A 26,314-nucleotide genomic window follows, 5' to 3' on the forward strand; every position below is an offset into this window, starting at 1 on the left:
GCGAAGGATGACACCTCCCCCGCCTGGCGGGGGAGGACGACGCATTTTTCTGCCCCCGCTTTGCGGGGGAAGTGGCCGCGAAGCGGCCGAAGGGGGCCGCCGCGCGCGCGCCTTCGTTACTGCGCCAGGCTGGCCGTAATCCCGGCAAAGCCCGCCTCGTAAATCCCCGGCCGGCGCCTAGGCCGAGCATTGAGAAGATGAGACATATCAGTATCGGCGCACGCAGCGGCGCCCCCCCGGGTGTGAAATCAAACGTCGCGGCGGACGCTATCACTTCACTCGCGCCTGCGGGGAATAAACTCGAGAGGCTCAGTCCGTGTCCGCGACCACGGCGGCGCGGGCGAGCCGTTTGATCTCGCTGACATAATCGTCCTGCGTCCAGCCGCAATCGCTGACCAGATGCTCCCAGTTTCGCACCGAGAGCAGGGTCCAGACCAGATCCGTGGCGCGGACGGGGTCGAGACCGGGGCGTAGCCGGCGGTCGCGGGCGATGGCCTGGATGGCGGCGTCGCAGCCATGGCGCATGGCGGCCATGCGGTCAGCCCAGGCGGCGCGGGCGGCCTCATCGGTCGCGGCCATCGCCATCAGGGCGCTGCCGACGCCATGGATCACCGGAATATAATTCCCCCAGGCCTCGATATAGGCGTCCAGACGCGCCGGTCCGCCCGTGGTGGCGCGGCTTGTGGCGAGGCGTTCGTCAATGTCCGAGGCCTCATCGATGAAGCGCGTGGTGGCGATCAAAAGCTCGGTCCGGTTGGGGAAATGCAGATAGACGGCCTGGCGGCTGACCCCGGCCGCGCGGGCGATATCGCTCATCCGTGCCGGGGCGTCGGGGCCCTGTTCCAGCAGGGTCCAGCAGGCCTTGAGGATGCGGGTGCGGGTTTCTTCACCGGATTTGGACATGGGGCAGTTTTCCGATTCACGCTTGACACGGTGTCAAGGTAACTCATATAGCGGCGATGTAAACTTTACACGGTGTCAAGACAGCACCCGAAACGAGGAAATCGCCATGGTCAATTCAAAAGCTTCCATCCGCCCCGCCGCCAGCGACGCGTCGCAGGCCGCCAAGAAGCCCGGCCTCATCCTGGTCATTGGCGGCAGCGGCAAGACCGGCCGGCGCGTCGCTGAAGGCCTGATGCGCCTGGGCCATGCCGTGCGTATCGCCTCGCGCAGCGCTGCCGCCGCCTTCGACTGGGACAAGCCGGCCGGCTGGGCTGCTGTGCTCACAGGGGTCAGCGCCGTCTATCTCACCTTCGCGCCCGATCTGGCAATTCCCGGCGCCGGCGAGGCGATCACCGCCTTTGTCGCCGCAGCGAAATCGGCGGGTGTGCGCCATATCGTGCTGCTCTCCGGGCGCGGCGAGGTCGAAGCCCAGGCCAGTGAACGCATCGTGCAGGATTCCGGTCTCGACTGGACCATCGTGCGCGCCAGCTGGTTCAACCAGAATTTCACCGAGGGCGAATTCCTCCCCATGGTGCAGGCGGGCGAGATCGCCCTGCCGGCCGGCGATGTGGTCGAACCCTTTGTCGATGCCAATGATATTGCCGATGTCGCCATCGCGGCGCTGACCGAGCCGGGCCATGCCGGCGAGCTCTACGAGGTTACCGGGCCGCGCCTGCTGAGCTTTGCCGATATCGCCGCCGAAATCAGCCAGGTGACGGGCCGCAGCGTGCGCTTTGTCGATATCCCGCACGAGGTTTTCATTGACGGCCTGGTCGCCGCCGGCCTGAGCGAAACCATGGTCTGGCTGCTCGACTACCTTCTGGCCACCGTGCTCGACGGCCGCAATGCCCGTCTGGGCGATGGTGTCCAGCGCGCGCTGGGGCGGCCACCGGCCGACTTCATCGACTTCGCCCGCGATGCCGCCCGTTCCGGTGCCTGGTCAATGGCCGCCTGAGACCTGGCGCCCGAGTGAAAGGAAATCACCATGTCGACGACATTGATCGCCATCGCCTGCCTCCTGCTGGCGCTTGTCAGCGCCCTGGTCAGCGGTGTCCTGCTGGCCTTCTCCGATTTCATCATGCGCGGTCTGGCCCAGGCCAGACCGGCCGGCGGAATCGAGGCGATGCAGGGAATAAACCGCACCGTGCTGCGCTCGGCCTTCCTGCTCGCCTTCGTCCTGCTTCTGCCGGGCGTGTACGGGCTGGCCGCCTATGCGCTCTTCAATCTGGAAGGGCCGGGTCAGTCACTGATCTATCTCGGCGCGATGATCTATCTGGTCACTGTCTTCCTGGTCACCGGTTTCGGGAATGTGCCGATGAATAAACGCCTTGCCGGTCTGGATGCGCAGGATGACGCGGCACAGGCCTATTGGCAGCGCTATCTGACCCGCTGGACCGGGCTCAATCACTGGCGTGCCGCAGGGTCGCTGGCGACCTCGCTGTGTTTCGCGGCGGCAGCTTTCATGCTGGTGTGAGGGGGCGCAAGGGCCCGGGGCGCTATTGCGCGGTCAGTATCTCGATGGTGAGATTGTCATTGGTGTAGATGCAGACCTCGGCCGCGATCGCCATCGCCTTGCGGGTGATGATTTCCGGGTCCGCTTCATAGTCGAGCAGGGCCCGTGCCGCCGAGCTGGCATAATTCCCGCCGGATCCCACAGCGACGACGCCATGCTCCGGTTCGAGGACATCGCCGGCACCGGTCAGCACGAAGGTGGCGCTGGTGTCGGCGACGATCAGCATGGCGTCGAGCTTGCGCAGATAGCGGTCGGTGCGCCAGTCCTTGGCCAGTTCGACACAGGCGCGGGCGAGCTGGGAGGGATATTGCTCGAGCTTGGCCTCGAGGCGTTCGAACAGGGCGAAGGCGTCGGCGGTCGAGCCGGCGAATCCGGCGACGACCTTGCCGTCGGCGAGCCGGCGGACCTTCTTGGCATTGCCCTTCATCACGGTCGGCCCGAAGGAGACCTGGCCGTCACCGGCGATCACGACGGTCTTGCCCTTGCGCACGGCGAGAATGGTGGTGCCGCGCCATTGCGTGGCGTCAGTGGATGAAGGTCTGGACATCATGGTCTCCAAGCTGTGCAGAGACAGATGTGGCCGCAGCAGCCGCCGCGATCAAGTCCTCAGACCATTTGAGCTATTCGGCTACGGCGCGCTTGGCTGAACCGCCCTGGGTATATTCGACGAAATCATGGGCCGGCATCGGGCGGGCAAACAGGAAGCCCTGGGCCAGGGTGGCGCCTTCGGCCCGCAGCATTTCAAACTGTTCCTGGGTCTCGACGCCTTCAGCGACGGTTTCCAGTTTCAGGGCCTTGGCCATGGCGAGAATGGTCTCGACGACGATGCAGGCGTGCGGATCGGTGGTCATGTCGCGCACAAAGCTCTGGTCGATCTTGAAGACGTCAAACGGCATCCGCGTCAGATAGGAGAGCGAGGAATGGCCGGTGCCGAAATCATCGATGGCGAAATTGACGCCGCGGTCACGCAGGGGCTGAACCTGGACGATGGCACGCTCAGGGTTTTCCATCGCGATCGACTCGGTCAGTTCCAGCTCGAGCAGGTGTGGCGGCAGATCTGCCAGTTCCAGCGCGTGCAGCACGGACTCCGCGAAACCCTCGCGCTCGAACTGCATCGCCGAGACATTGACGGCCACGGGAATCTCGATCCCCAGCGTGCGCCAGCGGGCGGCTTCAATACAGGCGGCGCGCAGGACCCAGTCGCCGATTTCGCCGATCAGGCCGCATTCCTCGGCCGCCTCGATGAAGGCGCCAGGGGATAACAGGCCGGCCGTCGGGTGCTGCCAGCGCACCAGCGCCTCAGCCCCGGCAACGGCGCCGGTCTTCATGTCGATCTTGGGCTGGTAGAAGACCACCAGCTGGTCCTTGAGGACGGCGTCGCGCAGTTCATTTTCCAGCACCAGGCGCTCGAAGGCGGACTGGTTCATGGCCGATTCGAAGAAACGGGCCGAGGAACCGCCATCGCGCTTGGCATGGGCCATGGCCAGGTCGGCATGGCGGATCAGGGATTCCGGGTCGGCGCCGTCCTGCGGGAAGACGGCGATGCCGATCGAGACACCCAGGAAGACCTGGTGACCGGAGATTTCAAACGGCAGACGGATAGCGTCGACCAGTTTATTGGCAATCCGGGCCGCGTCAGCGGGCTCGTCAATGGACGGCAGAAGCACGGTGAATTCATCGCCGCCGAGGCGAGCAACCAGGCTGGGTTCGCCGATGCGGCCGGCGGCAAGATCACAGCCGCGCGTCACTTCCGACAGGCGCCGGGCGACCATTTCGAGCATGCGGTCGCCTTCGCCTATGCCCAGGCTGTCATTGACGCGCTTGAAACGGTCGAGATCGAGGAAGAGCACGGCACCGGTTTCGCCATCTTCCAGCGCCTTGCGCGAGACCCGCTCGGTCTCCTTGCGGAAGCGTTCGCGATTGGGCAGCTCGGTGACCAGATCGACATAGGCCAGCCGGTGGATGCGTTTGAGATTGCCGTCGAGGCGCGCAAACATGCGGTTGAAGGCATTGGCAAGCACTTCCAGCTCATCGCCGGTGCGCACATCAATGCGCATGTCGAGGGTCTTTGACGAGGCGAGCCGCGCAGCATCGGTCAGTGTCTGCACCGGTTTCAGCGCCCGGCCGACGATCAGCGCGGCCAGCGGCAGGAAAATGCCCAGCGCGAACAGGGCGATCAATGTCTGGCGCCGGATGGCGGCATTGCGTGAGCGCACCAGTTCAGTGAGCTCCTGGCTGGCAAACACAACGCCCACCAGGCGGCGGGAAGCGGTGTAGATCGGCACGGCGACTTCCAGCGTCGTTGAGCCGAGGGCCGCACGGCGATCACCGGCGCCCAGGGCCATGACGGCCAGATCGGACTGAACCAGACGTTCCGGTTCCAGGCCTTCGGCAAAGGCGCTGCCCAGGACTTCGCGGCGGTTATTGATCGCATAGACTTCGGACAGATTGAGCGCGGCCATCATCTCGGTGAGATAGACCTGGATAAACTCGACATCATTGCCCGCGAAGGCGACGGCCATCCGGTCGGTCGAGGCTTGCAGCCTGGCGATCGAGCTTTCGGCCAGCAGATTGCGGGTTTCGCGCTGGGCCGCGATATTCTCCAGCGTCATCAGCATCAATGTGGTCGCAAAAATCAGCATGCCGGTGAGAAGTGTGAACTTCATCACCAGTGATCGCATTACACGCGATATCGCCTTGCGGATGGGTGCCATGTCTGCCCCTGATCGCGATCTTTTCAGATCGCGCCTACACCATCAAAACCTCTGGCACGACACGAAGTCCGCCAGTTCTCAGGAAGCAGAATGGGGGCAACCACTTGAATTGTGGTTAAAATGCCGGACAATTTTCATTAAGAATTGAATCGAATTTACGACCAGCCCTTATTCAAAAGGGATTCCTGCGTCTTCGGCGAGTGTTTTAAGACTGCATTCAGGCCGTGCACCGAAGTGAGAAATGATTTCTGCGGCGCAAATCGCCCCCATCCGACCGGATTCGGCAAGACTTCTATCCTGCGCCAGACCGAGCAGGAAGCCGGCGGCAAACAGGTCGCCCGCGCCTGTGGTGTCTACCAATTCGGAGACGGGCTCGGCCTCGATGATGACAGTTTCCTCATCACGCAACAAGACGGCACCCTTGTCGCTACGCGTCACGGCGGCGATGGCGACATCGCGGCGGCACATCTCGATGGCGGCGTCAAAATCATCGGTTTCGTAGAGCGCTGTGATTTCCGCCTCATTGGCGAGCAGGATATCGATGTGATGGGCCACGAGGTGGCGGAAGGCCGCGCGGTGGCGCGCGACGCAGAATGTGTCCGACAGGGTCAGCGCCGTCTTGCGGCCGGCCGCTGCCGCGAGTTCGGCGGCGCGGACATAGGCGCGCTTGGCCTCTTCACGATCAAACAGATAGCCTTCCAGATAGACGATGCTCGAGGCGCGCAGCGCGTCTGCGCCGGCTTCGACATCCTCTTCGGTCACCAGGGCCGCAGCTCCGAGAAAGGTCGACATGGACCGGCCCGCATCGGGCGTGACATTGATCAGGCAGCGCGCCGTCGCCGGACCACCTGTCAGCGGGGTGGAGGCGAAATCGACACCGATGGCGCGGATGTCATGGCTGAAAATCTCACCCAGCTGATCATCGGCGACCTTGCCGATATAGGCGGCGCGGCCACCGAGTGAGGCGATGCCGGCCACAGTATTGGCGGCGGATCCGCCGGAAGCTTCCTTGCCCGGCTGCATGCGCTCATACAGGGTGCGGGCCCGGTCTTCATCGATCAGCGTCATCGCGTCGCGGGCAATACCCTCGGCGGCGAGGAAGGCGTCACTCGCCGGGGACAGGACGTCGACAATGGCATTTCCAACGGCAAGAACGTCAAAGCGGGTCGCGGTCATGGCGGGTCTCTCGATCATTAAGGTTAAGCCCGGCTGGGCTGGCGGGCTGCCTCGCGGGCTGAATGTGGGTTAACCCTGACCGCGCGATACAGCAAGACTTGCGGGCACCGCTATTCCCGATTACGAGCGCCCCATGAAACATGTCGCCTTTCTCTCCGCCGCCTGCATGCTCAAGGACAATCCCGAGGCCCGCAAGGATTACTGGGAATATGATCTCGAGATCTCCGCCCTGGCACCCGCCTGCCGGGAAGCCGGTATCGAGCTGGTCACGCGTATCTGGGATGATCCGGATTTTGATGCCTCTCACTATGACGCCGCGGTGATCGGTACCTGCTGGGACTATATGCAAAAGCCCGAGGCCTTCGAGGCGGCGCTGGAAACCATCGCCGGCCAGACCCGCCTGCTCAACCCGTTCGAGATTTTCCGCTGGAACCAGCGCAAGACCTATCTCAAGGATCTGGCGGCACGCGGCGCTCCCATGATCCCGACCCTGTGGCGCGATCGCGCCGATGCGGCCACGATCGATGCAGCGTTCGAGGCGCTGGGGAGTGATGATATCGTCGTCAAGCCGGTGCTCGGCGGCGGCGCCTGGCGTCAGGCGCGGATCCGGCGCGGCGAAGCTCTGCCAAGCCCCGAAAATCTGCCAATCGCCGAATGCATGATCCAGCCTTTTCTGCCAGCCGTGTCGCAGGAAGGCGAATACGCCTTTCTCTTCTTCGGCCGCGAGTTTTCCCATTGCGCCCGCAAGCTTCCGGCGGCAGGCGATTATCGAGTTCAGTCCGAATATGGCGGACGCGAGGAAATCCATCACCCGACCGATGAAGAGCTGGCGCTGGCGAATTCGGTGCTGGCCTGCGTCGAGGGCGATCTTCTCTATGCCCGCATTGACATGCTGCGCGGTCTTGATGGTCAGCTGGCCCTGATCGAGCTGGAACTGATCGAACCCTATCTCTATCCGCAGCAGGGCCCGGATATGGGCGCGGCGTTTGCGCGGGCGCTCAAGGCGCTGATTTAGACGGAGGCGCCATAATCTGGCCGCCAGAACGCGGTTGCATGGCGGCTGGTTCTGCAACGGGGTTGATGATGCGTGCTCTTCTACTGGCTTTGACAGCGCTGGCCCTATCGGCCTGCGCCACGACACAGACCGGCACCGGTCCGAGCGGCCCGGGACCAACCGCTGCGGCCTGGACCGAGATCGAGATTGCCGAGGGCGCCTGTTATGGCTTCTGCCCGATCTACACCATCACCCTCACGCCCGATGATCGCTATGCGTTGAATGGCGAGCGTTTCACCCGCCATGACGGCGAAACCAGCGGACGGCTGGCCGCCGGCAGTTTCCAGCGCATCGCCGCGATCCTGCAGCGCCATGACGCCGTGTCCCTGCCGGCCGACATCACCATGAATAATCCGGCCACTTGCGGCCGCACCATGATGTCGGACCTGCCTGATTTCCGTTTGGGGCTGACCGGCCCGGATGGCCGCCAGGATATCGTCTGGTATCCGGGCTGCGCCGACTCGCCCTATCGCGATGCCCTGTCGCAGATCCGCGAACAGGTGCGCGAGGCCTATCAGTATGAGAGCCTGATCGCGCCGAAGCGCTAGGCGCCCTTCGGTGCCGGCGTCTTGTCCTTGAAACGGCACAGATCCGCGATCGGGCAGCGCCAGCATTCCGGCTTTCTCGCCTTGCAGACATACCGTCCGTGCAGGATCAGCCAGTGATGCGCGCCCTTCATATATTCGGCGGGCACGATCTTCATCAGCCGGGCCTCGACCTCATCCGGAGTCTTGCCGGGAGCGAGGCCGGTGCGGTTGCCGACGCGGAAGATATGCGTGTCCACCGCGATGGTTTCCTCGCCGAAGGCCTCATTGAGCACGACATTGGCGGTCTTGCGGCCAACCCCGGCCAGCGCTTCGAGTGAGGCGCGGTCATGGGGCACCTGCCCGCCATGACGCTCGACCAATTGCTGCGACATGATGATCGCGTTCTTCGCCTTGTTGCGGAACAGGCCGATCGTCTTGATGCGGTCGCGGACATGATCCTCGCCCAGGGCCAGCATTTTCTCCGGCGTATCGGCCTCCTGGAACAGGAGTTTCGTCGCCTTGTTGACCCCGATATCGGTCGCCTGCGCCGACAGCGCGACGGCGACGAGCAGGGTGAAGGGGTTCACATAATCCAGCTCGGTCTTTGGATCGGGGCGGTCCTGGGCCAGGCGGGCGAAGATATCGAGCGCCTGCTCGCGGGTCAGGCCGCGCGGGGCACGCTTGGCGGTTTTCTTGATTGGCGTCTTGCTCATGGCATCCTGTCTAGCCCAGGCCGCCGGTCAGCGTCATGCCGTTTCTTGCGTCAGCGCGCCGTGGCCATCAGCAACCAGACGGCGACGCCGACGAGCAGCAGCGAGAGCGCCCGCTGGAAGACGCGGTGGCGCGCCGGGTCCTCGAGAAAGCTGCGGGCACTGCCCGCTAGCAGGACGATTCCGAGATGGATTGCCGTGGCAATCGAGACCGAGATGGTCGCGAGCAAGGCCGCTTGCGCAGCAACCGGCGCATTCGGGTGTATGAATTGCGGGAAGACGGCGATGTAGAAGAGTGCCGCCTTGGGATTCAGGGCGTTGATCAGAAAGCCGCGCGCGAAATAGCGGCGATAGCCCTGCCGGGCGAGGACCTCCGGTGCACCATTGGCGTCGCGCCAGCCCTCCCAGGCCAGATAGAGCAGGAATGCCACGCCGGCCCAGCGCAGGCTCTGATACAGCCAGTCGAAGCGCTCGATGACGGCGCCCAGTCCCAGTGCGGCAGCCCCGCCGATCGTCGCCAGGCCCAGCGCGACGCCCGCAACCGCGGCAAAACCGGCGCGCCGACCCTCGCTGACGCTGAGCACCGCCAGCCAGGCCATATTCGGGCCGGGCGTCAGCTCGATGACGAGGACGGTAAAGGCAAAGGTCGCAAGGGCGGCAAGGTCAAACATGGCTCCTGATTACGCAAGCTGTGCGGATACGTCACCTGTTCGAGTGGGTTAGAGCGACGCAGAATGAAGGCTTGCGGGGTCCGCCGGTGCGTTCATGCCGGCCCTGAGCGTGCGATTGGCCGGTTCTGTGAAGATTTTTTCTATAGGTTCGTCGGGTAAATTCGATTGGAATTATGGCCCGCCTTCCGGCATCGTGAAAACATAGCGTTCGCGTAGACAATTCACCTCGAACCACGATCGGAAATACCATGGACGGCGAAAGCAAATGCCCGGTAATGGGCGCATCCCAGCGACACACGGCGGCCGGCGCGGCGAATAACGGGGACTGGTGGCCCGAACAGTTGAATCTGCAAATCCTTCGCCAGAATTCCAGCCTCGCCAACCCGCTGGACCCGGATTTCGATTATGCCGAGGCCTTCAAAAGCCTCGATCTCAAGGCGGTCAAGAAAGATCTCTACGCCCTGATGACCGACAGCCAGGACTGGTGGCCGGCTGATTACGGCCATTACGGTCCCTTCTTCATCCGCATGGCCTGGCACAGCGCCGGCACCTATCGCATCAGCGATGGCCGCGGCGGCGCCGGGTCCGGCTCGCAGCGTTTTGCGCCGCTCAATAGCTGGCCCGACAACGTCAATCTCGACAAGGCACGCCGCCTGCTCTGGCCGATCAAACAGAAATACGGCCAGAAGATTTCCTGGGCCGACCTGATGGTGCTGGCCGGAAATTGCGCCCTGGAATCCATGGGCTGTCCGACCTTCGGCTTTGCCGGTGGCCGCACCGATATCTGGGAGCCGGAGCAGGACATCTATTGGGGTCCCGAGAGCACCTGGCTCGGCGATGAGCGCTATAGCGGGGAGCGCGAGCTGGAAAACCCGCTCGCCGCAGTGCAGATGGGCCTGATCTACGTCAATCCGGAAGGCCCGAACGGCAATCCCGACCCGGTCGCCTCCGGCCGCGATGTCCGCGACACCTTTGCCCGTATGGCGATGGATGATGAAGAGACCGTGGCCCTGGTCGCCGGTGGTCACACTTTCGGCAAATGCCATGGTGCCGGCGATGCCGGCCTTGTCGGCGCTGAACCCGAGGCGGCCTCGATTGAGCAGCAGGGGTTGGGCTGGAAGAGCAGTTTTGGCAGCGGCAAGGGTGCCGATGCGATCGGCAGTGGTATTGAAGGCGCCTGGAAAGCCAATCCGACGAAGTGGGATATGGGCTATCTCAACGTGCTGTTCAAATATGAGTGGGAGTTGTCGAAGAGCCCGGCCGGCGCCCACCAATGGCATCCCAAGGATTGCGAAGAGGCGGACATGGTCGTCGACGCCTTCGATCCGACCAAGAAGCACCGGCCGATGATGACCACAGCGGACTTGTCGCTGCGCTTCGATCCCATCTATGAGCCGATCGCGCGCCGCTATCAGCAAAATCCGCAGGCCTTCGCTGATGCCTTCGCCCGTGCCTGGTACAAGCTGACCCATCGCGATATGGGCCCGGTTTCCCGATATCTCGGACCGGAAGTGCCCAGCGAGGAGCTGCTCTGGCAGGATCCGGTCCCCGAGCCTGATCACAAGCCAATCGGCGCCAAGGATATCGCCGCGTTGAAGGCGAAAATCCTCGCCTCGGGCCTCACCATCGCCCAGCTCGTCCAGACCGCCTGGGCCTCGGCCTCGACCTTCCGTGGGTCGGACATGCGCGGCGGTGCCAATGGTGCCCGCATCCGGCTCGCGCCGCAGAAGGATTGGGCGGTCAACCAGCCGGCCGAGCTCTCGCAAGTGCTGGCAAAGCTGGAGGAGGTCCGCAAAGGTTTCGGCGAGACAAAAGTTTCGATCGCCGATCTGATTGTTCTGGGCGGCTGTGCAGCGGTTGAATCTGCCGCGAAGCAGGCCGGGCATGATGTCAGCGTGCCCTTCACGCCGGGCCGGACGGATGCATCACAGGCGCAGACCGATATCGACTCCTTCGAACCGCTGGAGCCGAGATCGGATGGTTTCCGCAATTATCTGGGCAAGACGGCCGACCGGCCAGCCGAGGAATTGCTGGTCGACAAGGCGCAATTGCTCACCCTGACAGCGCCGGAAATGACGGTTCTTCTTGGTGGCATGCGCGTGCTTGGTGGCAATTTTGGCGGCACAAAGCATGGCGTCTTCACCGACAGGCCGGGCGTGCTCAGCAATGACTTCTTCGTCAATCTGCTGGACATGGGCACGACATGGCAGCCGGTTGCCGGATCTGATGATCTGTTTGAAGGGCGTGACCGCAAGACCGGCGAGGTCAAATGGACCGGAACCCGCGTCGATCTCGTCTTCGGCTCCAATTCGCAATTGCGCGCCCTGGCCGAGGTCTATGCCGCCGCCGATGCGAAAGCTGCCTTCGTGCGCGACTTCGTCAAGGTCTGGGACAAGGTGATGAATCTGGATCGGTTCGATCTGGCCTGATCCGCGCGGGCATATTCAGGCAATAAGCAGAAGGGGAGTGGGCCGAAACGTCCACTCCTTTTCTCTTGCGCGGGCGGTACTGGCTTGAGCTGCGCTGAAACGTCACCTGTCGCGCCGCGCCGGGCCGGGATTGAATGGCGTCATGGCAAGTCTTGTCGAAACCTGGCCCGCCGCGAGCGACGGCCATGAAGCGGCCACCGGCCCTTTCACCATGGATGCCGAGCTTGCACCCAATCGCTCCCTGCCCAATCCGGCTTTCAATGTGCTGATTCTGACCGTGGCCGCGGTCTCCTTCTTCTCCGGCATCCTGTTTGTCTCGATGGGGGCCTGGCCGGTGATGCCGTTTTTCGGGCTCGACGCGCTTCTGGTCTGGCTCGCTTTCCGGGTCTCCTATCGCGATGGCCGGATGCGCGAATATGTCCGCGTTGATGCGCGCGATATCGAGGTGACGCGTCAACACCCGACCGGTCATGTCCGCCGCTACCGTCTGCCGACGGGCTGGGCGATGTTGCAGCACCTCAATGCCGGCAAGCATGACGCCCAGCTGGCCATCGGCACGCACGGGCGCTGGCTGGTGCTGGGGTCTTTCCTCAGCCCGAAAGAGCGCGATGAATTTGCCGCCGCGCTGGGGGACGCGATCGGGCGCGCGCGCCGTTTCACGCCGCAAGAACCGGGTGGCGAGCTGGCGTAACCGGCCTAAACTCCGCCCCATGACCGCTGAAATCTACACCCTCGACGCCGCCGCCCGCGATTTTGATCGCGTCTCCGCCGCCCTCGCCTTTCTCGGCGATCATTGGCAGGAGCATCCCGATCTGGATGCTGCGGCCCGCGCTGCCGGCCTGTCGCCGCACCATTTCCAGCGTGTTTTCACGCGCTGGGTCGGGGTCAGCCCGAAGAAATATGTCGGTGCCCTGGCCCACGGCGCCGCCCGCGCTGCGCTCGATGAGGGCGCCTGTGTGCTCGACGCCTCATTCGAGGCCGGATTGTCGGGACCCGGGCGGCTGCATGATCTCTTCATTGCCCATGAAGCGGTCACACCCGGTGACGCCCGCCGCCGCGGGGCGGGGCTCGACTTTGTCTGGGGGGCGGCGCCGACGCCGTTTGGCGAAGCGGTGTTTCTGATCGCCCCGCGCGGCCTGTCGGCGCTGGCCTTTGCCGATCCGTACCCCGAAGGCGGTTTCGCCGATCTCCAGGCGCGCTATCCCGCTGCCGATTATCGCCGCGATGACGATATCGCGCGGCAATGGGCGGAGCGGGTCTTCGCCGCCACGCCGGGCGAGCCGATCCCGCTGGCGCTTTACGGTACGCCCTGGCAACGCCAGGTCTGGCGCGCCCTGCTCTCCATTCCGGCCGGTGCGACGACGACCTATAAAACCATCGCGGACGCCGTCGGTTCGGCCAAGGCGTCACGCGCCGTCGGCGCGGCGGTCGGCGCCAATCCGATATCCTGGCTGATCCCCTGCCACCGCGTGCTCGCCAGCAATGGCCTCCTGACCGGTTATCACTGGGGTGTAGACCGCAAGCGCGCCATGCTCGCCTATGAGGCAGCGAGGGGGTAAAAGGCGGCATGAATCTGACCCTCTATATCGTTGCCCTGCTGATCTTCACTGTCTCGGCAGCCTTGTTTTCGCGATGGCTGGCGGCGCGGATCAATCTGACCGCCGACGCCCGCGCCGAATATGCCGAGCGCGTTCTCACCAAGCCGGCCACGATCAAGGGCGTCGACGAGGCGGTCTTCGTGAAGCTCTATGTCGGGGCGCATGAGCCGCGCTGGGCGCTCTACATGCCGATCGCCCTGTTGACCGCGACACTGGCGACGCCGCTGGCGGCAATTGCCCTGACGGCGTTCTGGCCGGTGTTTACCTCAATGCTTGATGGCGGGCCCTGGTATGATGTCGGCTATTACCCGTGGATGTTCTACATGTTCTTCGGGTTTTGCGGCCTGTGGGCGCTATGCGCCGCCATTGTCGCGCGGATCCATCACGCCCGTTCACCAGAAGCCTTCCAGCCGGCCCTGGCACGCGCCCGCGGCGAGCCGCTCGATGATGTCGTGATCCGGCGCGCCCGTCCGAAATGGGCTGTCCGCGCGCGGCCCGATCCGGCGCCGCAGTCCACACCCACCCCCGAAACAAAATCCGCTACGGAGACCGAATAGATGGAATTCCTGCACACCATGGTCCGCGTCTCGGACGTCGATGCCAGCCTGCGCTTCTATTGTGACGGGCTTGGTCTCAAGGAAATCAGCCGCTTCGACAGCGAACCGGGCCGTTTCACCCTGATCTTCCTGGCGACACCGCAAGACATTGCCCGCGCCGGCTATACCGGCGGCCCGATCCCGACCGGCCTGCCCTGCGTCGAACTGACCCATAACTGGGATCCGGAGAGCTATGAGGGCGGCCGCAATTTCGGGCATCTCGCCTATCGCGTCGCCGATATCTACGCCACCTGCGCCCATCTCGACGCCATGGGCTATCTGATTTGCCGCCCGCCACGCGACGGCCATATGGCCTTCGTACGCTCACCGGATCTGATATCGGTGGAATTGCTGCAAAAGGGCGAAAGCCTGCCGCCGCAAGAGCCCTGGGCCTCGATGGAGAATACCGGGAGCTGGTAGGTTGGGGGCGTTTCATTGAAGCCGAAGTCACTGTAGCGGCACCAAGTTTTTGCTTTGTCGCGTTTTCGAACCGCAAAACCGGTTCCTACTTTTGCTGAAAACGCTCTAGGCCGCCCGCTGCATATCCTTGAAGCGTTTGCCGACCTCGTCTTCGAAGCTTTCGGCGAGGACGGTGACGCGTTCGATTCTGTCAGTGCGGAAGTGGCGGAAATCATTACGCAGTTCGCACCAGGCTGTCAGCAGCCACACGCGGCCGAAACAGGTCAGGGCGAGCGGGCGGATGATGCGCGTTGTCGCCTCATCATCGAGCGAATTGTAGCGCACCCGCAATTTGCGCCGATTGGTGATCGCATTGCGTACCGGGCCGAAGGCTTCCGGACGCACCGTGTCGTCGAGGAAGGCGGCAAAGAGTGGCGCCGATTTCAGACGTTCGCGATGGGTGTCGGGCAGGGCGTGTTCGATCTTCGACAATGCCTCCGATGCCGCCGCCGCGAGATCGCGATCACCGGTGGCGCGCACGAAGCGGGCACCCAGGGCGAGGGCGTCGAGCTGTTCATAGCTGAAGGTGATGGGCGGCAGATCGAAACCCGGCCGCAGGACATAGCCGACACCGGCCTCGCCATCGATGGGCGCGCCCGAACCGATCAGATGGGCAATGTCGCGATAAATGGTGCGTTCTGAGACATCGAACCGGCCACCCATGTCCTGGGCGGTGACGGCGCCGGGTGCGGCCTGGCGCAGGGCCTGGATAATGCGGATTAATCTTTCGGCGCGACGCACTGACAATCTCCTGACGCCAACGGGTATGACGGCAAGGTGTCAGGGTTCGACGTGCTGATCAAGTGAAGAATTGCCGGGCCAGGAGGGCCCGCCCGTCCTGACCTGTCTGGTGACGTCAGGCTGACAAACGACAGTTCACGCGGCGCTGCCGCGGCCTGCGTCTGGCGGGTGCGGCAGCGTGACCGGCTGAACTGCCCTCCTGACATCCACCGCCATGAACGCCAAGACAAGGAAACGACGCGTGAAATTCGACGACATGGTGCGAGAGAGCGGGCAGGGCCCGCGCTGTCCCACGTGAAACAGCTTGCCTAAGCCTTAACGACATCCTGCATCGAATACAGGCCGGGCTCGCGGCCCTTGCCGCCATCACACATCCAGCGCGTCGCCGTGATCGCACCGCGGGCAAAGACGCGGCGGTCATGGGTGCGGTGGGAGATGGAGATCTCCTCCATATCGGACAGCAGCCGCACCTCATGCTCGCCGATAATCCCGCCACCGCGAGAGACGGCATAGCCGATCGTGCCGGGCCGTCGCGGTCCGGTCACGCCTTCACGGGCCCACACAGCCATGGCTTCGTGATTGATGCCGCGGCCTCTCGCGGCTGCATGGCCGAGCAGGAGTGCGGTCCCCGAGGGTGCATCGGCCTTGAGCCTGTGATGGGTTTCGGAAATCTCGATATCCCAGTCCTTGGCCGGCAGGATGGCGGCCTGTTCGACCAGGGCCTCGATGACCGCTATGCCAAGCGAGAAATTGCCGGCGGCCAGCAGCGGGACGCGCTGGGCAGCGGTGGCCAGGCGTTCGGATTGCTCGGTCGTGAAACCCGTAACCCCGGTCACCAGGCCGCACTTTCGTGCCTGCACAGCCATGCGTTCGGCGACCGAGATCGTCATGGCCGGCATGCTCGCATCAATGACGATATCGCTCAGCTCCAACGCGTCCTCGAAGGGGACTGTCGTGCGGCAACCGACCGTGTCGCGATCCAGCATTTCGCCCACATCCTCGTCAAGAAAGGCGGACTGGCTGCGGACGATGGCGCCCACCAGTTCCATATCCGGAGCATCGAGAACGGCGGCGCAGATCGCGCGCCCGAGGCGGCCGGTCGGCCCGAGCACGGTGACTTTGGTGACTGACTTCAAAATACGCCTCCGGAAAGAATGCGATCAGCAAATTTTTCAAACAGATAAGAGCCCAAAATTGGCAGGATGGGGATTAGGATGTAAAGGCTGAAGCGTAGCGTGACCGAGGTCGAGATCGGCCATTCCGGTCGGCGTTCGACCCAGACTTCATAATCGGTCAGCCCGGCCAGTGCCGAGGCCGCCGCGTCATCGCCGGCAAAGGCCCGCTCGCGTGCCTGCGCCATATGCCGGTGCACTTCGGCCAGTTCCGCTGCCTTGGCCGCATGCACCTTGCGCTGAATTGGGCGCACCGCATTGGTGAGCGCGACCACGCCGCCCAGTACAGCCAGGCCAATTGCCGGCACGGCTATCCAGGCCTGGCGGGGATCGGCAATGAAGAGCAGGAGCACGCCGGCCATCACCAGCCATGAGCCGGATGCGGCAAGTCCGATGCGTCCGAAAATATCAAGTCGTTCAAGGTGATAGAGATCGATTACGACATGGCGATCGATCAGTTTGCGCATTTCCCGGCCTTCGCGTGCCAGGCTCAGCCCGGCGCGCATGCCGACGGCATAGAGCCAGGGGGAGAAGACCAGGAACCACAGGCCGATCGACTGGATATATTCCAGGGGTGTGACGGCTTCGGCATCGGTCATGATGATGTTGAAAATCAGGCCGCCGATAAAGCCGAATACGGTCAGCAGCCAGTAATAGCGGCGCCAGGAGACCGGGACGCCATCGCACAGCGCATTTGCGGCGGCGCGGCCCTGCGTATCCATGGCGGCAAGCAGATTGGCTCGTTCGGTTTCCCAGCGGCGGCGGCCGATCTGGGTCAGCGCGACACCGGTTGTCAGGATCATGGAGAGTACGAAACCGATCCAGCTGACCGTGTTCAGCTGCCAGGCCCCGGCGGCGTTCACATAGCCCAGATGTGGACGGCCCGTGATCTCGGCGATCAGCGCGAAGGAGCCAAAACTGACAGCGAAAACCGCCAGCGTCGTGCCCCAGAAACCCAGCGGCGACCAGCGATAGAGCGCGGTCTCGGCCGGTGTGAAGCGCTCGAGGTCCAGGATCTGTTCGGGTGTGGCATCGCTTTCGGTCATGCCGGCCACATTAGGCCGCGCCGGGCGCGCGTGTCACCTGCCCTGTGAGCCAAATCCGGTCAGGCGTTTGGGCGACCGTCATCCGTGGTCACGTCGCTCCAGAACTGCTTGACCTTGGTGAAAAAGCCATCGCTGTCCGGATTGCAGCCCTCGCCGGAGAGCGAGCAGAATTCTTTCAGCAGCTCTTTCTGGCGTTCGCACAGATTGCGCGGGGTCTCGACGAAAAGCTCGATCACCATATCGCCGCGCGGTCCGCCGCGCAGACGGGGCATGCCCTTGCCGCGCAGGCGCATACGGCGGCCGGTCTGGGCACCGGCGGGGATTTTCAGCTCGGCCTTGCCGCCATCAATGGTCGGCACTTCAATCGTCGCGCCCAGGGCGGCGGACACCATGGAGGCCGGTGTGCGGCAATAGAGATTGGGGCCGTCGCGCTCGAACAATTCGTGTGGTTTGGCGGAAAGGAAGAGATAGAGATCGCCGCGCGGCCCGCCGCGCGCCCCGGCTTCGCCTTCACCAGCCAGGCGAATGCGCGTGCCATCCTCGACGCCCGCCGGGATATTGACGGTCAGGGTGCGGTTCTTGCGCACGCGACCGACGCCATCACAGTCCTGGCAGGGGGTTTTGACATATTGGCCGCGGCCACCGCACTGCGGGCAGGTCTGTTCCATGGTGAACAAGCCCTGGGACCGGCGGATCCGGCCGGCACCGTGGCAGGTCGGACAGGATTCAAGATCGGTGCCCGGTTCATTGCCCTGACCGTCACAGCGCTCGCAATTCATTGCAGTTGGCACGGTGATGGTGGTTTCCTTGCCGGTGAAGGCGTCTTCCAGCGAGACTTCCATATCGAAGCGCAGATCATTGCCGCGGGCCGGTCCGGTATGGCTGCCGCCACGGCGTCCGCCGCCACGCCCGAAGGCATCGCCGAACACCTGTTCGAAAATATCGGCAAATTCGGCCGCGCCGCCAGCGCCGAACGGGCCCTGGCCGCCATAGCCGCCGCCACCGCCCTGTTCGAAGGCAGCGTGGCCCATGCGGTCATAGGCGGCGCGCTTGTCGCCATCGGACAGGATGGCATAGGCTTCGCCGACTTCCTTGAACTTGGCCTCGGCAGCGGCATCGCCCGGATTGCGGTCCGGGTGAAACTCCATCGCCAGCTTGCGATAAGCGACTTTGAGGGTCTTTTCATCGGCGGTCCTGGCGACACCAAGGATTTCGTAGAAGTCACGCTTGCTCATTAAATTTCACCCGGTTTCAGCACCAGCACCGCGTTCTGACGCATCTGCAATGCCAATTCATATCCATTTCGCAGGCACAGGCCGGCCGCTCCCGCTGTGAGACCGGCTTCATGCCGGGTCTCGAGCAGGATCATGCGGGGCCATATGGTTCGGGGCGCGTCCCCGAAAAAGGCCTCGAGGACAGTTTCCTCAAAGCCTTCAATATCCATTTTCATGATGTCGACATGGTCGACACCGGCTTCATGCAAGGCGGCGCGCAGCGGGCGCAGACGGATGCTGCTGCCTTCGCCGCCGGCCTCGATATGTACTTCGCCGCGATTATGGTCGGACTGGACCAGCACGGCTTCGCCCTCTTCGGCACCGAGTGCATAGGGCAGAACGGTGACATTGCCCGCATTCGAGGCGGCGAGATTGAATTCCAGCCGACGCCGGTTCTCGACGTCCGGTTCGATTGCGACCGCCTTGACGGTCCGCCCGAGGGCCTGACCGTCGGACACCGCCGACAATGTGTAGAAGCCGGCATTGGCGCCGGCATCGACGAAGACGAACTTCTCTCCGGCCGGTTTGGCGGCGATCTGTCCGCGGATGGCGGCGCGTTCGGCATTGTCCCAGGTCCGGGAGCCGACGAAGACCCGCTTCTCGCAGCGATTATCGCGCATGTGCAGGCGGGCAAACTGGCCGGGAAAGACCTCGACATCGGCGATGTCGCGACCGCCCGACATCAGCACGCGGCGGATGGCGGATTCGGCGCCGCGGCGCAGCCCGTCTGTCGGGAGCGACATCGCCAGCCGGCGCAGCCACTCTTCGCGGGAAGACAGGGCAAAGGCGCCAAATGGCGCAGTCATCGGGTCGGGGTTCGACATGTTTACGCTCTCAAGTCCGGTGCGGGCCGGCACCACCAATGCGGCGCCGGCCCGGATACCGTTTCTTAGGCGTCTTTCTTGGCGTCGTCGTCAACCTCTGAGAATTCAGCGTCGACAACATCGTCATCGGCTGTCTCTTCGGTTGCGCCTTCAGTGCCGCCTTCGCTCTGCTGGGCGGCATAGATGGCCTCACCCAGCTTCATCGAAGCCTGGACGAGGGCCTGGGTCTTCTGCTGGATGGCTTCGAGATCCTCGCCATCCTTGACTTCCTTCAGCTCGCCAAGGGCCGCTTCGATGGCTTCCTTGTCGGCGGTCGGGACCTTGTCGCCGAACTCCTCGAGCTGTTTCTCGGTCTGGTGCACCATGGCCTCGGCGCCATTCTTGGCTTCGACCAGGGCACGGGCGGCCTTGTCGCTTTCGGCATTGGCCTCGGCGTCCTTGACCATCTGGTCGATGTCGGCGTCGGACAGACCACCGGAGGCCTGGATGCGGATCTGCTGCTCCTTGCCGGTTGCCTTGTCCTTGGCCGAGACGTTGACGATACCGTTGGCGTCGATGTCGAAGGTGACCTCGATCTGCGGCAGGCCGCGCGGTGCCGGTGGCAGGCCAACCAGGTCGAACTGACCCAGCAGCTTGTTGTCGGCAGCCATTTCACGCTCGCCCTGCGAGACGCGGATGGTGACGGCGGTCTGGTTGTCATCGGCGGTCGAGAAGACTTGCGACTTCTTGGTCGGGATCGTCGTATTACGCTCGATCAGACGCGTGAAGACACCGCCGAGCGTTTCGATACCCAGCGAGAGCGGGGTGACGTCGAGCAGGAGCACGTCTTTGACATCGCCTTGCAGCACGCCGGCCTGGATGGCGGCGCCCATGGCAACAACTTCGTCCGGGTTCACACCCTTGTGCGGGTCCTTGCCGAAGAAGCCTTTCACGACTTCCTGGACTTTCGGCATACGCGTCATGCCGCCGACCAGGACGACATCATCGATATCGGCTGCGGTCAGGCCAGCATCCTTGAGCGCCTTCTTGCAGGGCTCGAGGGTGCGTTTGACGAGGTCTTCGACCAGGGCTTCCAGCTTGGCGCGGGAGAGCTTGATATTCAGGTGTTTCGGACCTGAGGCGTCAGCGGTGATGAAGGGAAGATTGACTTCATAGCTGGTCGCCGAAGAAAGTTCCTTCTTCGCCTTTTCAGCTTCTTCCTTCAGACGCTGGAGGGCCAGCTTGTCCTTGCGCAGGTCGATCGCATGTTCTTTTTTGAACTCGTCGGCGAGATAGCTGACAATACGCATGTCGAAGTCTTCACCGCCGAGGAATGTGTCCCCGTTGGTCGCTTTCACTTCAAACACGCCATCGCCGATTTCCAGCACGGAGACGTCAAACGTACCGCCGCCGAGGTCGAACACGGCAATCGTCTTGCCTTCATTCTTGTCGAGGCCATAGGCGAGCGCCGCAGCGGTCGGCTCATTGATGATGCGCAGGACTTCAAGGCCGGCAATCTTGCCCGCATCCTTGGTCGCCTGGCGCTGGGCATCGTCGAAATAGGCCGGCACGGTGATCACGGCCTGGTCGACCTTCTCACCCAGATGGGCTTCGGCGGTCTCTTTCATCTTCTGCAGGATGAAGGCGGAGATCTCCGAAGGCGAATATTTCTTGTCGCGGCCCTGCACCCAGGCGGCGTTATTGTCCGACGGGACAATCTTGTAGGGCACCATGTCGATGTCCTTCTTGACCGTCGGGTCGTCCATTGTGCGGCCGATGAGGCGCTTGATGGCAAAGAAGGTAAAGTCGGGGTTGGTGACAGCCTGGCGGCGTGCCGGCTGGCCAATCAAGCGTTCGCCGTCAGCGGAAAACGCGACAACGGACGGCGTGGTACGGGCGCCTTCGGAATTTTCAATCACCTTTGCGGTGCCGCCATCCATGACGGATACGCAGGAGTTGGTGGTTCCGAGATCAATGCCGATGACCTTGCTCATAGATATATTCTCCGTTTTTCTCACAGCGGGACCGCCACGCGGACAGGGACCTTGAGACCAAGCATCCACTACCCGGGTTGACTGCCCCCTTCGGGATCGTCGTTGAGTGTCCAATGGAGCCGCCACCGGACGTGGTTCGTGTTCAGCGGGAATACCCCCGCTCTTGGTAGGCGATTTAGGGAGCGATCACGCCAAGCGCAAGTGCGGGTTCAGCTTCAGCGCAGGCTTTCGCTGATTCCGTGCTATCCTGAGCAGGCAAACGGCAAAGCGATGAAAACGGGAGACTGTCATGATCAAAACCGCTGTGAGCCTGGTTGCGGTACTTCTGTCGTCCGCAGGAATTGCCGTCGCACAGGAGAGGCCGCTTCCGGAAAGCACTAGCCAGCCCGCGTCGGACGCGAGCCCGGAACCGGGACAGGATTCCAATCCTCGCCCACAACGCGTGCGTACCGATCGGCAAGCCGATGCGGCGGCCCCTGCGCGCCAGCCTGCCGAACCGGTGACTGACGAGCTGGGCCATGTCTTGGTTCCCGAGACGGCAGCGAGCCCGCCCGTATCGCCCGGGACCGATGGCGAACCCGGCCCCGATCCGGAGATGCGCGGCCGCTCCTGACCAGCTGTTTGCGCTGCCGATCATAGGCCTCGCGCACATTCCGGGTGGCCCGGCGCTGCGGACTGCGGCAGTTTCAGGCCCATGACCGCGCCCTTCTCGCTTCCCGACGGCTTTCGCTATCTGCCCGGCCATTTCGACCGGCCGGCCCAGGCCGCGCTGATCGAGGCCGTGATCGCGGCGACCCGAACAGCGCCCTTCTGGCGTCCTGCCATGCCACGCACCGGTCAGCCGCTTTCGGTCATGATGACGAATTTCGGACCGCTTGGATGGGTTACCGACAAGGCGAAAGGCTATCGCTATGAGTCGCATCACCCGCAGACGGGGCAGGCCTGGCCGCAAATGCCGTTGGCCCTGCTCCAGCTGTGGCAGGATTTCGCCGACTACCCGGCCGCGCCGGAGGCCTGCCTGGTGAATTGGTATGCGCCCGATAGCCGCATGGGTATGCATATCGACTGGGATGAAGCGGCGACCGATGCCGCCGTGCTCTCGGTCTCGCTGGGGGACAAGGCCCGTTTTCGCATCGGTGGTCCGCAGCGCGGCGGCAAGACCGGTTCGATTGTGGTGTCATCAGGTGATGTGGTGGTGCTCGGCGGCGCAGCGCGGCGCTGTTATCACGGCGTTGACCGAATTTATCCGGGCACGTCGACCTTGTTGCCGCCGGCGGCGTTCCCCGGTGGCGGGCGGATCAATCTGACGCTGAGGCGGGTGAATTTGCCCTAGTTGGCATTCTCGGCAACTTTTTTTGCGCCCGCGTCAATTTATGCCCTTATTTAGCCACGCCCTTGGTCTCATGATGCAATTGCTCGGATCCGGCGGCCTGTTCGCCGGGGCCATGGGCTTGAGTTCATCATAGCGACCGGATGTGGCGCGGTATCGCGCCCCGGCTGCTCAGGGAGGCAAGATATCATGTTCAGAAAAGTTCTCATTGTTGGTTTGGCGACACTCGGCCTTGCCGCTTGCGGCGCAACCACGCGCGGGGCTGCTACAGGCGGTGCCATCGGTGCCGTTGCCGGCGCCATCATTGGCAATAATACCGGTTCGGGCGACGCCCAGACCGGCGCGATCATCGGCGGTGCCGTCGGTGCGGCTGCGGGCGGTTATGCCGGCTGCCGCAGCGAGGGTGGCTGTCAGTGGAACCAGTCCAACCAGGACCATTCGCGCCTCTATACCGACCAGCGCACGGGCGGCCAGTATTATCTCAACAGCCGTGATGGTTGTTCCTACTGGCGCAATGGCCAGCTGCGCGGCTGCTAGACGCGGCCACATGACATGAAAAGGCCCGCCCCACCGGCTATGGTGGCGCGGGCTTTTTCTTGTCCGCAATCAGTCTTGTGCCGGCAGGTCCGCCGGACCGGATTCGTCCGGCGGCATGTAGTCGATGGCCGTCATGGGTATCGAGCGGCCATTGGCCTGGACCAGCCGGACATGCTTGCGCCGCAACAGGCGCGGCTCGGCGACGCCGCAGGAATGGGCGATGATCTCGACATGCTCGCGCACCGTATTGGCGTAGTGGGCAACTTTTTCGGATTTCTCCGCCACGACGAGACCGCGCTGCAGGCGCTTGTCATGAGTGGTAACGCCGGTCGGACAGGTATTCTTGTGGCATTTCATCGCCTGGATACAGCCCAATGAGAACATGAAGCCGCGGCCGCACTGGATGAAGTCCGCACCGGAGGCGAGCGCCCAGGCGACCGAGCCAGGGGTCAGCAGCTTGCCCGAGGCGATAATGCGTATCCGGCCACGCAGCCCGTGCCGCTCCAGTATGGTGACGGCGATCGGCAGGCTTTCGCGGATCGGCAAGCCGACATTGTCCATCAGGGCCATCGGCGCGGCACCGGTGCCACCATCGCCGCTGTCGATGGTGAAGAAGTCCGGCGCGCTGTCGACGCCGCGCTTCCTGATCTCCAAGCATAATTCCTCGAGCCAGCCATAGGCGCCGATACAGGCCTTGAACCCGACCGGCTTGCCGGTGACCTCGCGCAGATGGGCGATCATGTCGAGCAGGTCTTCGGTATTGGCGACTTCGGGATGGCGATTGGGAGAGATCGAGGCCTGACCGGCAGGAATGCCGCGGATCGCCGCGATCTCGGCCGTGACCTTCTCAGCTGGCAGGATCCCGCCCTTGCCCGGCTTGGCGCCCTGGCTGAGCTTGAGCTCGAACATCTTCACCTGCGGAATGGCGGCGACTTCACGCAGCTTTTCCTCTGAAAATCCGCCAAGCGCGTCGCGCACACCGTATTTGGCGGTGCCGATCTGAAAAACGATGTCGCAGCCGCCGTCGAGATGCATTTCGGTGAGGCCGCCCTCGCCGGTATTCATCCAGATCCCGGCCTTGCCCGCACCGCGTGACAGGGCGCGCACGGCCGGCTTGGACAGGGCGCCATAGCTCATGCCGGAAATATTGAAGAAGGAGGGCGCGTCATAGGGTTCGCGCGCCGTCGGCCCGATCCGCAGCGCCTGGGTATCGGCGGCATGGTCGTCGAGTGGCGGAAAGGCGCTATTGGCGAAGATCGCCGTGCCTACCGGGGTGAGCGGCTTGGTTGAGCCGAAGGGCACAGTGCCGCCCTCGCCGCGGGCCGAGCGATAGACCCATTCGCGCTCGGCGCGGTTAAAGGGCAATTCCTCGCGGTCCATGGCAAAGAAATACTGGCGAAAAAACTCGCCCAGGGTCGTGAACAGACCGCGAAAACGCCCGACCACAGGGTAATTACGGCGGATGGCATCGCTGGTCTGGGTGCGGTCGATGACAAAGAAGACCAGCGCGATCAGCGCCAGCACACCCAGTGCTAGGACGAAAGCCTGGGTCAGGACCGACATCGCCTGCACTGCCCAGTCAGGAAGCCCCATCATGCCGTATTCTCCCGATTCAGAACCGCCGCCATGATGACCCAGCCCGCCGCGCGAGGCGAGCGTCTATAGCGCCCGCTCCGGCCTTCGTGATCCGGCGTGAAGCGAGCTATTCCGCGTTGGCCGCCTCGAGCTCGGCCGCAATCGCTTCGGCGCGGTCGACGCGCAGATCCGGCGTCTGGTCGGCGGCGCCCATTTCCAGCTGACCGGCCTTCCATTGCATCGCCATGAAGACGCGCGCCCGGCCGGACGGGTGGTCGAACATGAACCATTCCTCCAACGGGCCCGGTTCGATCTTGCGATAGGAGGAGAGGCGCAGGGCCGTGGTCGCAAAGCCATCGGGCTCGCGCGCGGCATTGAGGCCGAAAATATCGGCTTCGGCTTCATCGGTGCGGATAATGGTGTTGAAGACCGGGGTCGCGACGAAGAAAAAGACCGACAGGCAGGCGATCAGCAGGGGAAGACCCGCAACATCGCCAATATCGGCAATGCCCCAGCGCTGGCCCAGAACGCGATTGGCCCAGCCGAACAGCCCGTTGGTGACGGCAAAGCCGATCGCCAGCAACAGGGTGAACATCGCGAACATTTCCCAGATATGGTTGAGCACATAATGGCCCATCTCATGCGCCATCACGGCCATGACTTCATCACGATCCGTATTCTCGACCAGCGTGTCGGACAGGGCGATGCGGGTTGTGTCAAACAGGCCGGAGACATTGGCGGTGATCCGGTTGGACTGGCGCGAGACATCGAACACATAGACATCATCGGCGGGGATGCCATTGGCATGGGCGACCGCGAGAATATCATCGCGCAGCTCGCCCGCCTCCATCGGCTGATAATCATTGAACAGCGGGTCGATATAGATCGGCGACAGAAACAGCATGAAGCCGAGGAAGAGCACGGACAGCGCCGTACCCCACATCCACCAGCTCGCCCTGGCGATCCGGATGACCGCGTAGAGGATGGTAAAGAAGACCGCGAACATCAGGGTCGAAACCCCGAGATTGATCGCCCATTCGCCCAGCCAGTCCGGCAGGCTCATGGTCGACAGGTTGAAGGCGTGCTCGCGGTAAAAGCCTTCATACAGCGTCATCGGGAAGGTCAGGATCGAGGTGATCAGGGAATAGACAGCGGCGAAGACCAGTGTTGTCGCCCAGTTGAACTTCACGGCGGCGCGCAGCTTGTCACGCAGGGTTTTGGCGAAACTGGTTTGCAGCAGGATTCCCGCAACGATCAGGCCGATCACGAAATTGGCCAGGATCAGCCAGTAGCCGCCCTCGAAATAGGCGTCAGAGCGGGCGCGGGCCGCGCCATCGAGGGTCGCAAGATAGGCCTGGGTCGCCGTTTCCGGATCGAAGGCCGGCGCTGCCTGGACTGCCAGGCTGGCGAAATGGGTGATGATCATGATCGTATCCCCGCATTCCCGCACCGG

At 63.4% G+C, this 26,314-nt stretch carries 26 protein-coding genes; 12 read left to right on the plus strand and 14 right to left on the minus strand.

Features of this window, described 5'->3' with window-relative positions; translation table 11 throughout:
• Positions 1–309: 309 nt before the first annotated feature.
• Positions 310–903 carry a TetR/AcrR family transcriptional regulator gene (locus BLT42_RS06960; protein WP_091768911.1) on the minus strand — a complete coding sequence of 198 codons (594 nt, stop codon included), beginning with the start codon at positions 901–903 and terminating at the stop codon, positions 310–312.
• 106 nt (positions 904–1,009) lie between these two features.
• Between BLT42_RS06960 and BLT42_RS06965 the strand changes: the two genes are divergently transcribed.
• The gene (locus BLT42_RS06965; RefSeq protein WP_091768914.1) at positions 1,010–1,897 is read left to right on the plus strand and encodes an NmrA family NAD(P)-binding protein; all 888 of its coding nucleotides are present in this window, start codon (positions 1,010–1,012) and stop codon (positions 1,895–1,897) included.
• A gap of 30 nt (positions 1,898–1,927) precedes the next feature.
• The gene (locus BLT42_RS06970; RefSeq protein ID WP_091768917.1) at positions 1,928–2,416 is read left to right on the plus strand and encodes an anthrone oxygenase family protein; all 489 of its coding nucleotides are present in this window, start codon (positions 1,928–1,930) and stop codon (positions 2,414–2,416) included.
• A 22-nt stretch (positions 2,417–2,438) separates the two neighbouring features.
• Here BLT42_RS06970 and hslV read toward each other — a convergent pair whose 3' ends face one another.
• From hslV to BLT42_RS06985, 3 genes are all read right to left on the minus strand, one after another.
• Positions 2,439–3,002: an ATP-dependent protease subunit HslV gene (gene hslV / locus BLT42_RS06975; protein ID WP_091769062.1), complete on the minus strand. Its 564-nt coding sequence runs from the start codon at positions 3,000–3,002 to the stop codon at positions 2,439–2,441.
• Positions 3,003–3,075: 73 nt separating this feature from the next.
• On the minus strand, positions 3,076–5,121 hold the full coding sequence (locus BLT42_RS06980; RefSeq protein ID WP_233342368.1) for a putative bifunctional diguanylate cyclase/phosphodiesterase: 2,046 nt from the start codon (positions 5,119–5,121) through the stop codon (positions 3,076–3,078).
• A 216-nt stretch (positions 5,122–5,337) separates the two neighbouring features.
• Entirely contained in the window at positions 5,338–6,345 is a 1,008-nt protein-coding gene (locus tag BLT42_RS06985) for an adenosine kinase (RefSeq protein WP_091768924.1), read from the minus strand.
• A 133-nt stretch (positions 6,346–6,478) separates the two neighbouring features.
• Between BLT42_RS06985 and BLT42_RS06990 the strand changes: the two genes are divergently transcribed.
• Both BLT42_RS06990 and BLT42_RS06995 read left to right on the plus strand, forming a co-directional pair.
• Complete coding sequence (locus BLT42_RS06990; protein ID WP_091768927.1) at positions 6,479–7,360, plus strand: ATP-grasp domain-containing protein; 882 nt, start codon at positions 6,479–6,481, stop codon at positions 7,358–7,360.
• A 68-nt stretch (positions 7,361–7,428) separates the two neighbouring features.
• On the plus strand, positions 7,429–7,947 hold the full coding sequence (locus tag BLT42_RS06995) for a DUF6438 domain-containing protein (RefSeq protein ID WP_143024073.1): 519 nt from the start codon (positions 7,429–7,431) through the stop codon (positions 7,945–7,947).
• Here the strand turns inward: BLT42_RS06995 and nth are convergent.
• Both nth and BLT42_RS07005 read right to left on the minus strand, forming a co-directional pair.
• Positions 7,944–8,639: an endonuclease III gene (gene nth, locus BLT42_RS07000; RefSeq protein ID WP_091768933.1), complete on the minus strand. Its 696-nt coding sequence runs from the start codon at positions 8,637–8,639 to the stop codon at positions 7,944–7,946. The two genes, BLT42_RS06995 and nth, sit on opposite strands and share 4 nt — an antisense overlap.
• A 50-nt stretch (positions 8,640–8,689) precedes the next feature.
• Positions 8,690–9,307, minus strand: a complete 618-nt coding sequence (locus tag BLT42_RS07005; RefSeq protein WP_091768936.1) for a LysE family translocator — start codon at positions 9,305–9,307, stop codon at positions 8,690–8,692.
• Positions 9,308–9,555: 248 nt separating this feature from the next.
• Here BLT42_RS07005 and katG point away from each other — a divergent pair, with 248 nt between their 5' ends.
• The 5 genes from katG to BLT42_RS07030 all read left to right on the plus strand — a co-directional run bounded on the left by katG (position 9,556) and on the right by BLT42_RS07030 (position 14,350).
• Positions 9,556–11,736 carry a catalase/peroxidase HPI gene (katG, locus tag BLT42_RS07010; protein WP_091768939.1) on the plus strand — a complete coding sequence of 727 codons (2,181 nt, stop codon included), beginning with the start codon at positions 9,556–9,558 and terminating at the stop codon, positions 11,734–11,736.
• A gap of 142 nt (positions 11,737–11,878) precedes the next feature.
• A complete protein-coding gene (locus BLT42_RS07015) occupies positions 11,879–12,427 on the plus strand; it encodes a DUF2244 domain-containing protein (protein ID WP_091768942.1) in 549 nt (182 codons plus the stop codon).
• Positions 12,428–12,446: 19 nt separating this feature from the next.
• Entirely contained in the window at positions 12,447–13,295 is an 849-nt protein-coding gene (locus tag BLT42_RS07020; RefSeq protein WP_091768945.1) for a methylated-DNA--[protein]-cysteine S-methyltransferase, read from the plus strand.
• An 8-nt stretch (positions 13,296–13,303) separates the two neighbouring features.
• The gene (locus BLT42_RS07025) at positions 13,304–13,891 is read left to right on the plus strand and encodes a hypothetical protein (RefSeq protein WP_091768948.1); all 588 of its coding nucleotides are present in this window, start codon (positions 13,304–13,306) and stop codon (positions 13,889–13,891) included.
• The gene (locus BLT42_RS07030; RefSeq protein WP_091768951.1) at positions 13,892–14,350 is read left to right on the plus strand and encodes a VOC family protein; all 459 of its coding nucleotides are present in this window, start codon (positions 13,892–13,894) and stop codon (positions 14,348–14,350) included.
• A gap of 105 nt (positions 14,351–14,455) precedes the next feature.
• On the opposite strand, the gene BLT42_RS07035 is transcribed toward BLT42_RS07030, so the two are convergent.
• The 6 genes from BLT42_RS07035 to dnaK form a co-directional block, all read right to left on the minus strand.
• Positions 14,456–15,130 carry a helix-turn-helix transcriptional regulator gene (locus BLT42_RS07035; RefSeq protein ID WP_091768954.1) on the minus strand — a complete coding sequence of 225 codons (675 nt, stop codon included), beginning with the start codon at positions 15,128–15,130 and terminating at the stop codon, positions 14,456–14,458.
• Positions 15,131–15,438: 308 nt separating this feature from the next.
• Positions 15,439–16,266, minus strand: coding sequence for a 4-hydroxy-tetrahydrodipicolinate reductase (gene dapB, locus BLT42_RS07040; protein WP_091768956.1), 828 nt, complete (start codon positions 16,264–16,266; stop codon positions 15,439–15,441).
• Entirely contained in the window at positions 16,263–17,348 is a 1,086-nt protein-coding gene (locus BLT42_RS07045; protein WP_091768959.1) for a hypothetical protein, read from the minus strand. Before BLT42_RS07045 ends, dapB begins: the two co-directional genes overlap by 4 nt.
• Before the next feature lie 59 nt (positions 17,349–17,407).
• Positions 17,408–18,583, minus strand: a complete 1,176-nt coding sequence (dnaJ, locus tag BLT42_RS07050) for a molecular chaperone DnaJ (RefSeq protein ID WP_091768962.1) — start codon at positions 18,581–18,583, stop codon at positions 17,408–17,410.
• Positions 18,583–19,428 (minus strand): FkbM family methyltransferase, encoded by an 846-nt coding sequence (locus BLT42_RS07055; RefSeq protein ID WP_233342369.1) that lies wholly within the window; start codon positions 19,426–19,428, stop codon positions 18,583–18,585. Before BLT42_RS07055 ends, dnaJ begins: the two co-directional genes overlap by 1 nt.
• Before the next feature lie 83 nt (positions 19,429–19,511).
• Entirely contained in the window at positions 19,512–21,419 is a 1,908-nt protein-coding gene (gene dnaK, locus BLT42_RS07060; RefSeq protein ID WP_091768968.1) for a molecular chaperone DnaK, read from the minus strand.
• A 442-nt stretch (positions 21,420–21,861) separates the two neighbouring features.
• On the opposite strand from dnaK, the gene BLT42_RS15215 reads away from it, so the two are divergent.
• From BLT42_RS15215 to BLT42_RS07070, 3 genes are all read left to right on the plus strand, one after another.
• Positions 21,862–22,032: a hypothetical protein gene (locus BLT42_RS15215; RefSeq protein WP_233342370.1), complete on the plus strand. Its 171-nt coding sequence runs from the start codon at positions 21,862–21,864 to the stop codon at positions 22,030–22,032.
• A gap of 81 nt (positions 22,033–22,113) precedes the next feature.
• Entirely contained in the window at positions 22,114–22,752 is a 639-nt protein-coding gene (locus tag BLT42_RS07065) for an alpha-ketoglutarate-dependent dioxygenase AlkB (protein ID WP_091768971.1), read from the plus strand.
• A gap of 186 nt (positions 22,753–22,938) precedes the next feature.
• Positions 22,939–23,286 carry a glycine zipper domain-containing protein gene (locus BLT42_RS07070; protein WP_091768974.1) on the plus strand — a complete coding sequence of 116 codons (348 nt, stop codon included), beginning with the start codon at positions 22,939–22,941 and terminating at the stop codon, positions 23,284–23,286.
• A 69-nt stretch (positions 23,287–23,355) separates the two neighbouring features.
• Here the strand turns inward: BLT42_RS07070 and BLT42_RS07075 are convergent, their stop codons facing one another.
• Positions 23,356–24,882, minus strand: a complete 1,527-nt coding sequence (locus BLT42_RS07075; RefSeq protein WP_233342371.1) for an FMN-binding glutamate synthase family protein — start codon at positions 24,880–24,882, stop codon at positions 23,356–23,358.
• Positions 24,883–24,988: 106 nt separating this feature from the next.
• Positions 24,989–26,287 (minus strand): M48 family metallopeptidase, encoded by a 1,299-nt coding sequence (locus BLT42_RS07080; RefSeq protein WP_091768977.1) that lies wholly within the window; start codon positions 26,285–26,287, stop codon positions 24,989–24,991.
• Positions 26,288–26,314 lie beyond the last annotated feature (27 nt).

The sequence above is a fragment of the Maricaulis salignorans genome (assembly GCF_900103475.1).
GTDB classification, from domain to species: domain Bacteria; phylum Pseudomonadota; class Alphaproteobacteria; order Caulobacterales; family Maricaulaceae; genus Maricaulis; species Maricaulis salignorans.

Bases quoted from the DNA above. Each gene is read 5' to 3' on its own strand.
- hslV (WP_091769062.1), bottom strand. From the start codon at position 3,002: ATGTCCAGACCTTCATCCACTGACGCCACGCAATGGCGCGGCACCACC.
- BLT42_RS07070 (WP_091768974.1), top strand. From the start codon at position 22,939: ATGTTCAGAAAAGTTCTCATTGTTGGTTTGGCGACACTCGGCCTTGCC.
- BLT42_RS07055 (WP_233342369.1), bottom strand. From the start codon at position 19,428: ATGACTGCGCCATTTGGCGCCTTTGCCCTGTCTTCCCGCGAAGAGTGG.
- BLT42_RS07005 (WP_091768936.1), bottom strand. From the start codon at position 9,307: ATGTTTGACCTTGCCGCCCTTGCGACCTTTGCCTTTACCGTCCTCGTC.
- BLT42_RS06960 (WP_091768911.1), bottom strand. From the start codon at position 903: ATGTCCAAATCCGGTGAAGAAACCCGCACCCGCATCCTCAAGGCCTGC.
- BLT42_RS06995 (WP_143024073.1), top strand. From the start codon at position 7,429: ATGCGTGCTCTTCTACTGGCTTTGACAGCGCTGGCCCTATCGGCCTGC.
- BLT42_RS06980 (WP_233342368.1), bottom strand. From the start codon at position 5,121: ATGAAGTTCACACTTCTCACCGGCATGCTGATTTTTGCGACCACATTG.
- BLT42_RS06970 (WP_091768917.1), top strand. From the start codon at position 1,928: ATGTCGACGACATTGATCGCCATCGCCTGCCTCCTGCTGGCGCTTGTC.
- BLT42_RS07025 (WP_091768948.1), top strand. From the start codon at position 13,304: ATGAATCTGACCCTCTATATCGTTGCCCTGCTGATCTTCACTGTCTCG.
- BLT42_RS06965 (WP_091768914.1), top strand. From the start codon at position 1,010: ATGGTCAATTCAAAAGCTTCCATCCGCCCCGCCGCCAGCGACGCGTCG.
- nth (WP_091768933.1), bottom strand. From the start codon at position 8,639: ATGAGCAAGACGCCAATCAAGAAAACCGCCAAGCGTGCCCCGCGCGGC.
- BLT42_RS06985 (WP_091768924.1), bottom strand. From the start codon at position 6,345: ATGACCGCGACCCGCTTTGACGTTCTTGCCGTTGGAAATGCCATTGTC.
- BLT42_RS07080 (WP_091768977.1), bottom strand. From the start codon at position 26,287: ATGATCATCACCCATTTCGCCAGCCTGGCAGTCCAGGCAGCGCCGGCC.
- katG (WP_091768939.1), top strand. From the start codon at position 9,556: ATGGACGGCGAAAGCAAATGCCCGGTAATGGGCGCATCCCAGCGACAC.
- dnaK (WP_091768968.1), bottom strand. From the start codon at position 21,419: ATGAGCAAGGTCATCGGCATTGATCTCGGAACCACCAACTCCTGCGTA.
- BLT42_RS07020 (WP_091768945.1), top strand. From the start codon at position 12,447: ATGACCGCTGAAATCTACACCCTCGACGCCGCCGCCCGCGATTTTGAT.
- BLT42_RS07030 (WP_091768951.1), top strand. From the start codon at position 13,892: ATGGAATTCCTGCACACCATGGTCCGCGTCTCGGACGTCGATGCCAGC.
- BLT42_RS07015 (WP_091768942.1), top strand. From the start codon at position 11,879: ATGGCAAGTCTTGTCGAAACCTGGCCCGCCGCGAGCGACGGCCATGAA.
- BLT42_RS06990 (WP_091768927.1), top strand. From the start codon at position 6,479: ATGAAACATGTCGCCTTTCTCTCCGCCGCCTGCATGCTCAAGGACAAT.
- dnaJ (WP_091768962.1), bottom strand. From the start codon at position 18,583: ATGAGCAAGCGTGACTTCTACGAAATCCTTGGTGTCGCCAGGACCGCC.
- BLT42_RS07065 (WP_091768971.1), top strand. From the start codon at position 22,114: ATGACCGCGCCCTTCTCGCTTCCCGACGGCTTTCGCTATCTGCCCGGC.
- BLT42_RS07045 (WP_091768959.1), bottom strand. From the start codon at position 17,348: ATGACCGAAAGCGATGCCACACCCGAACAGATCCTGGACCTCGAGCGC.
- BLT42_RS07075 (WP_233342371.1), bottom strand. From the start codon at position 24,882: ATGATGGGGCTTCCTGACTGGGCAGTGCAGGCGATGTCGGTCCTGACC.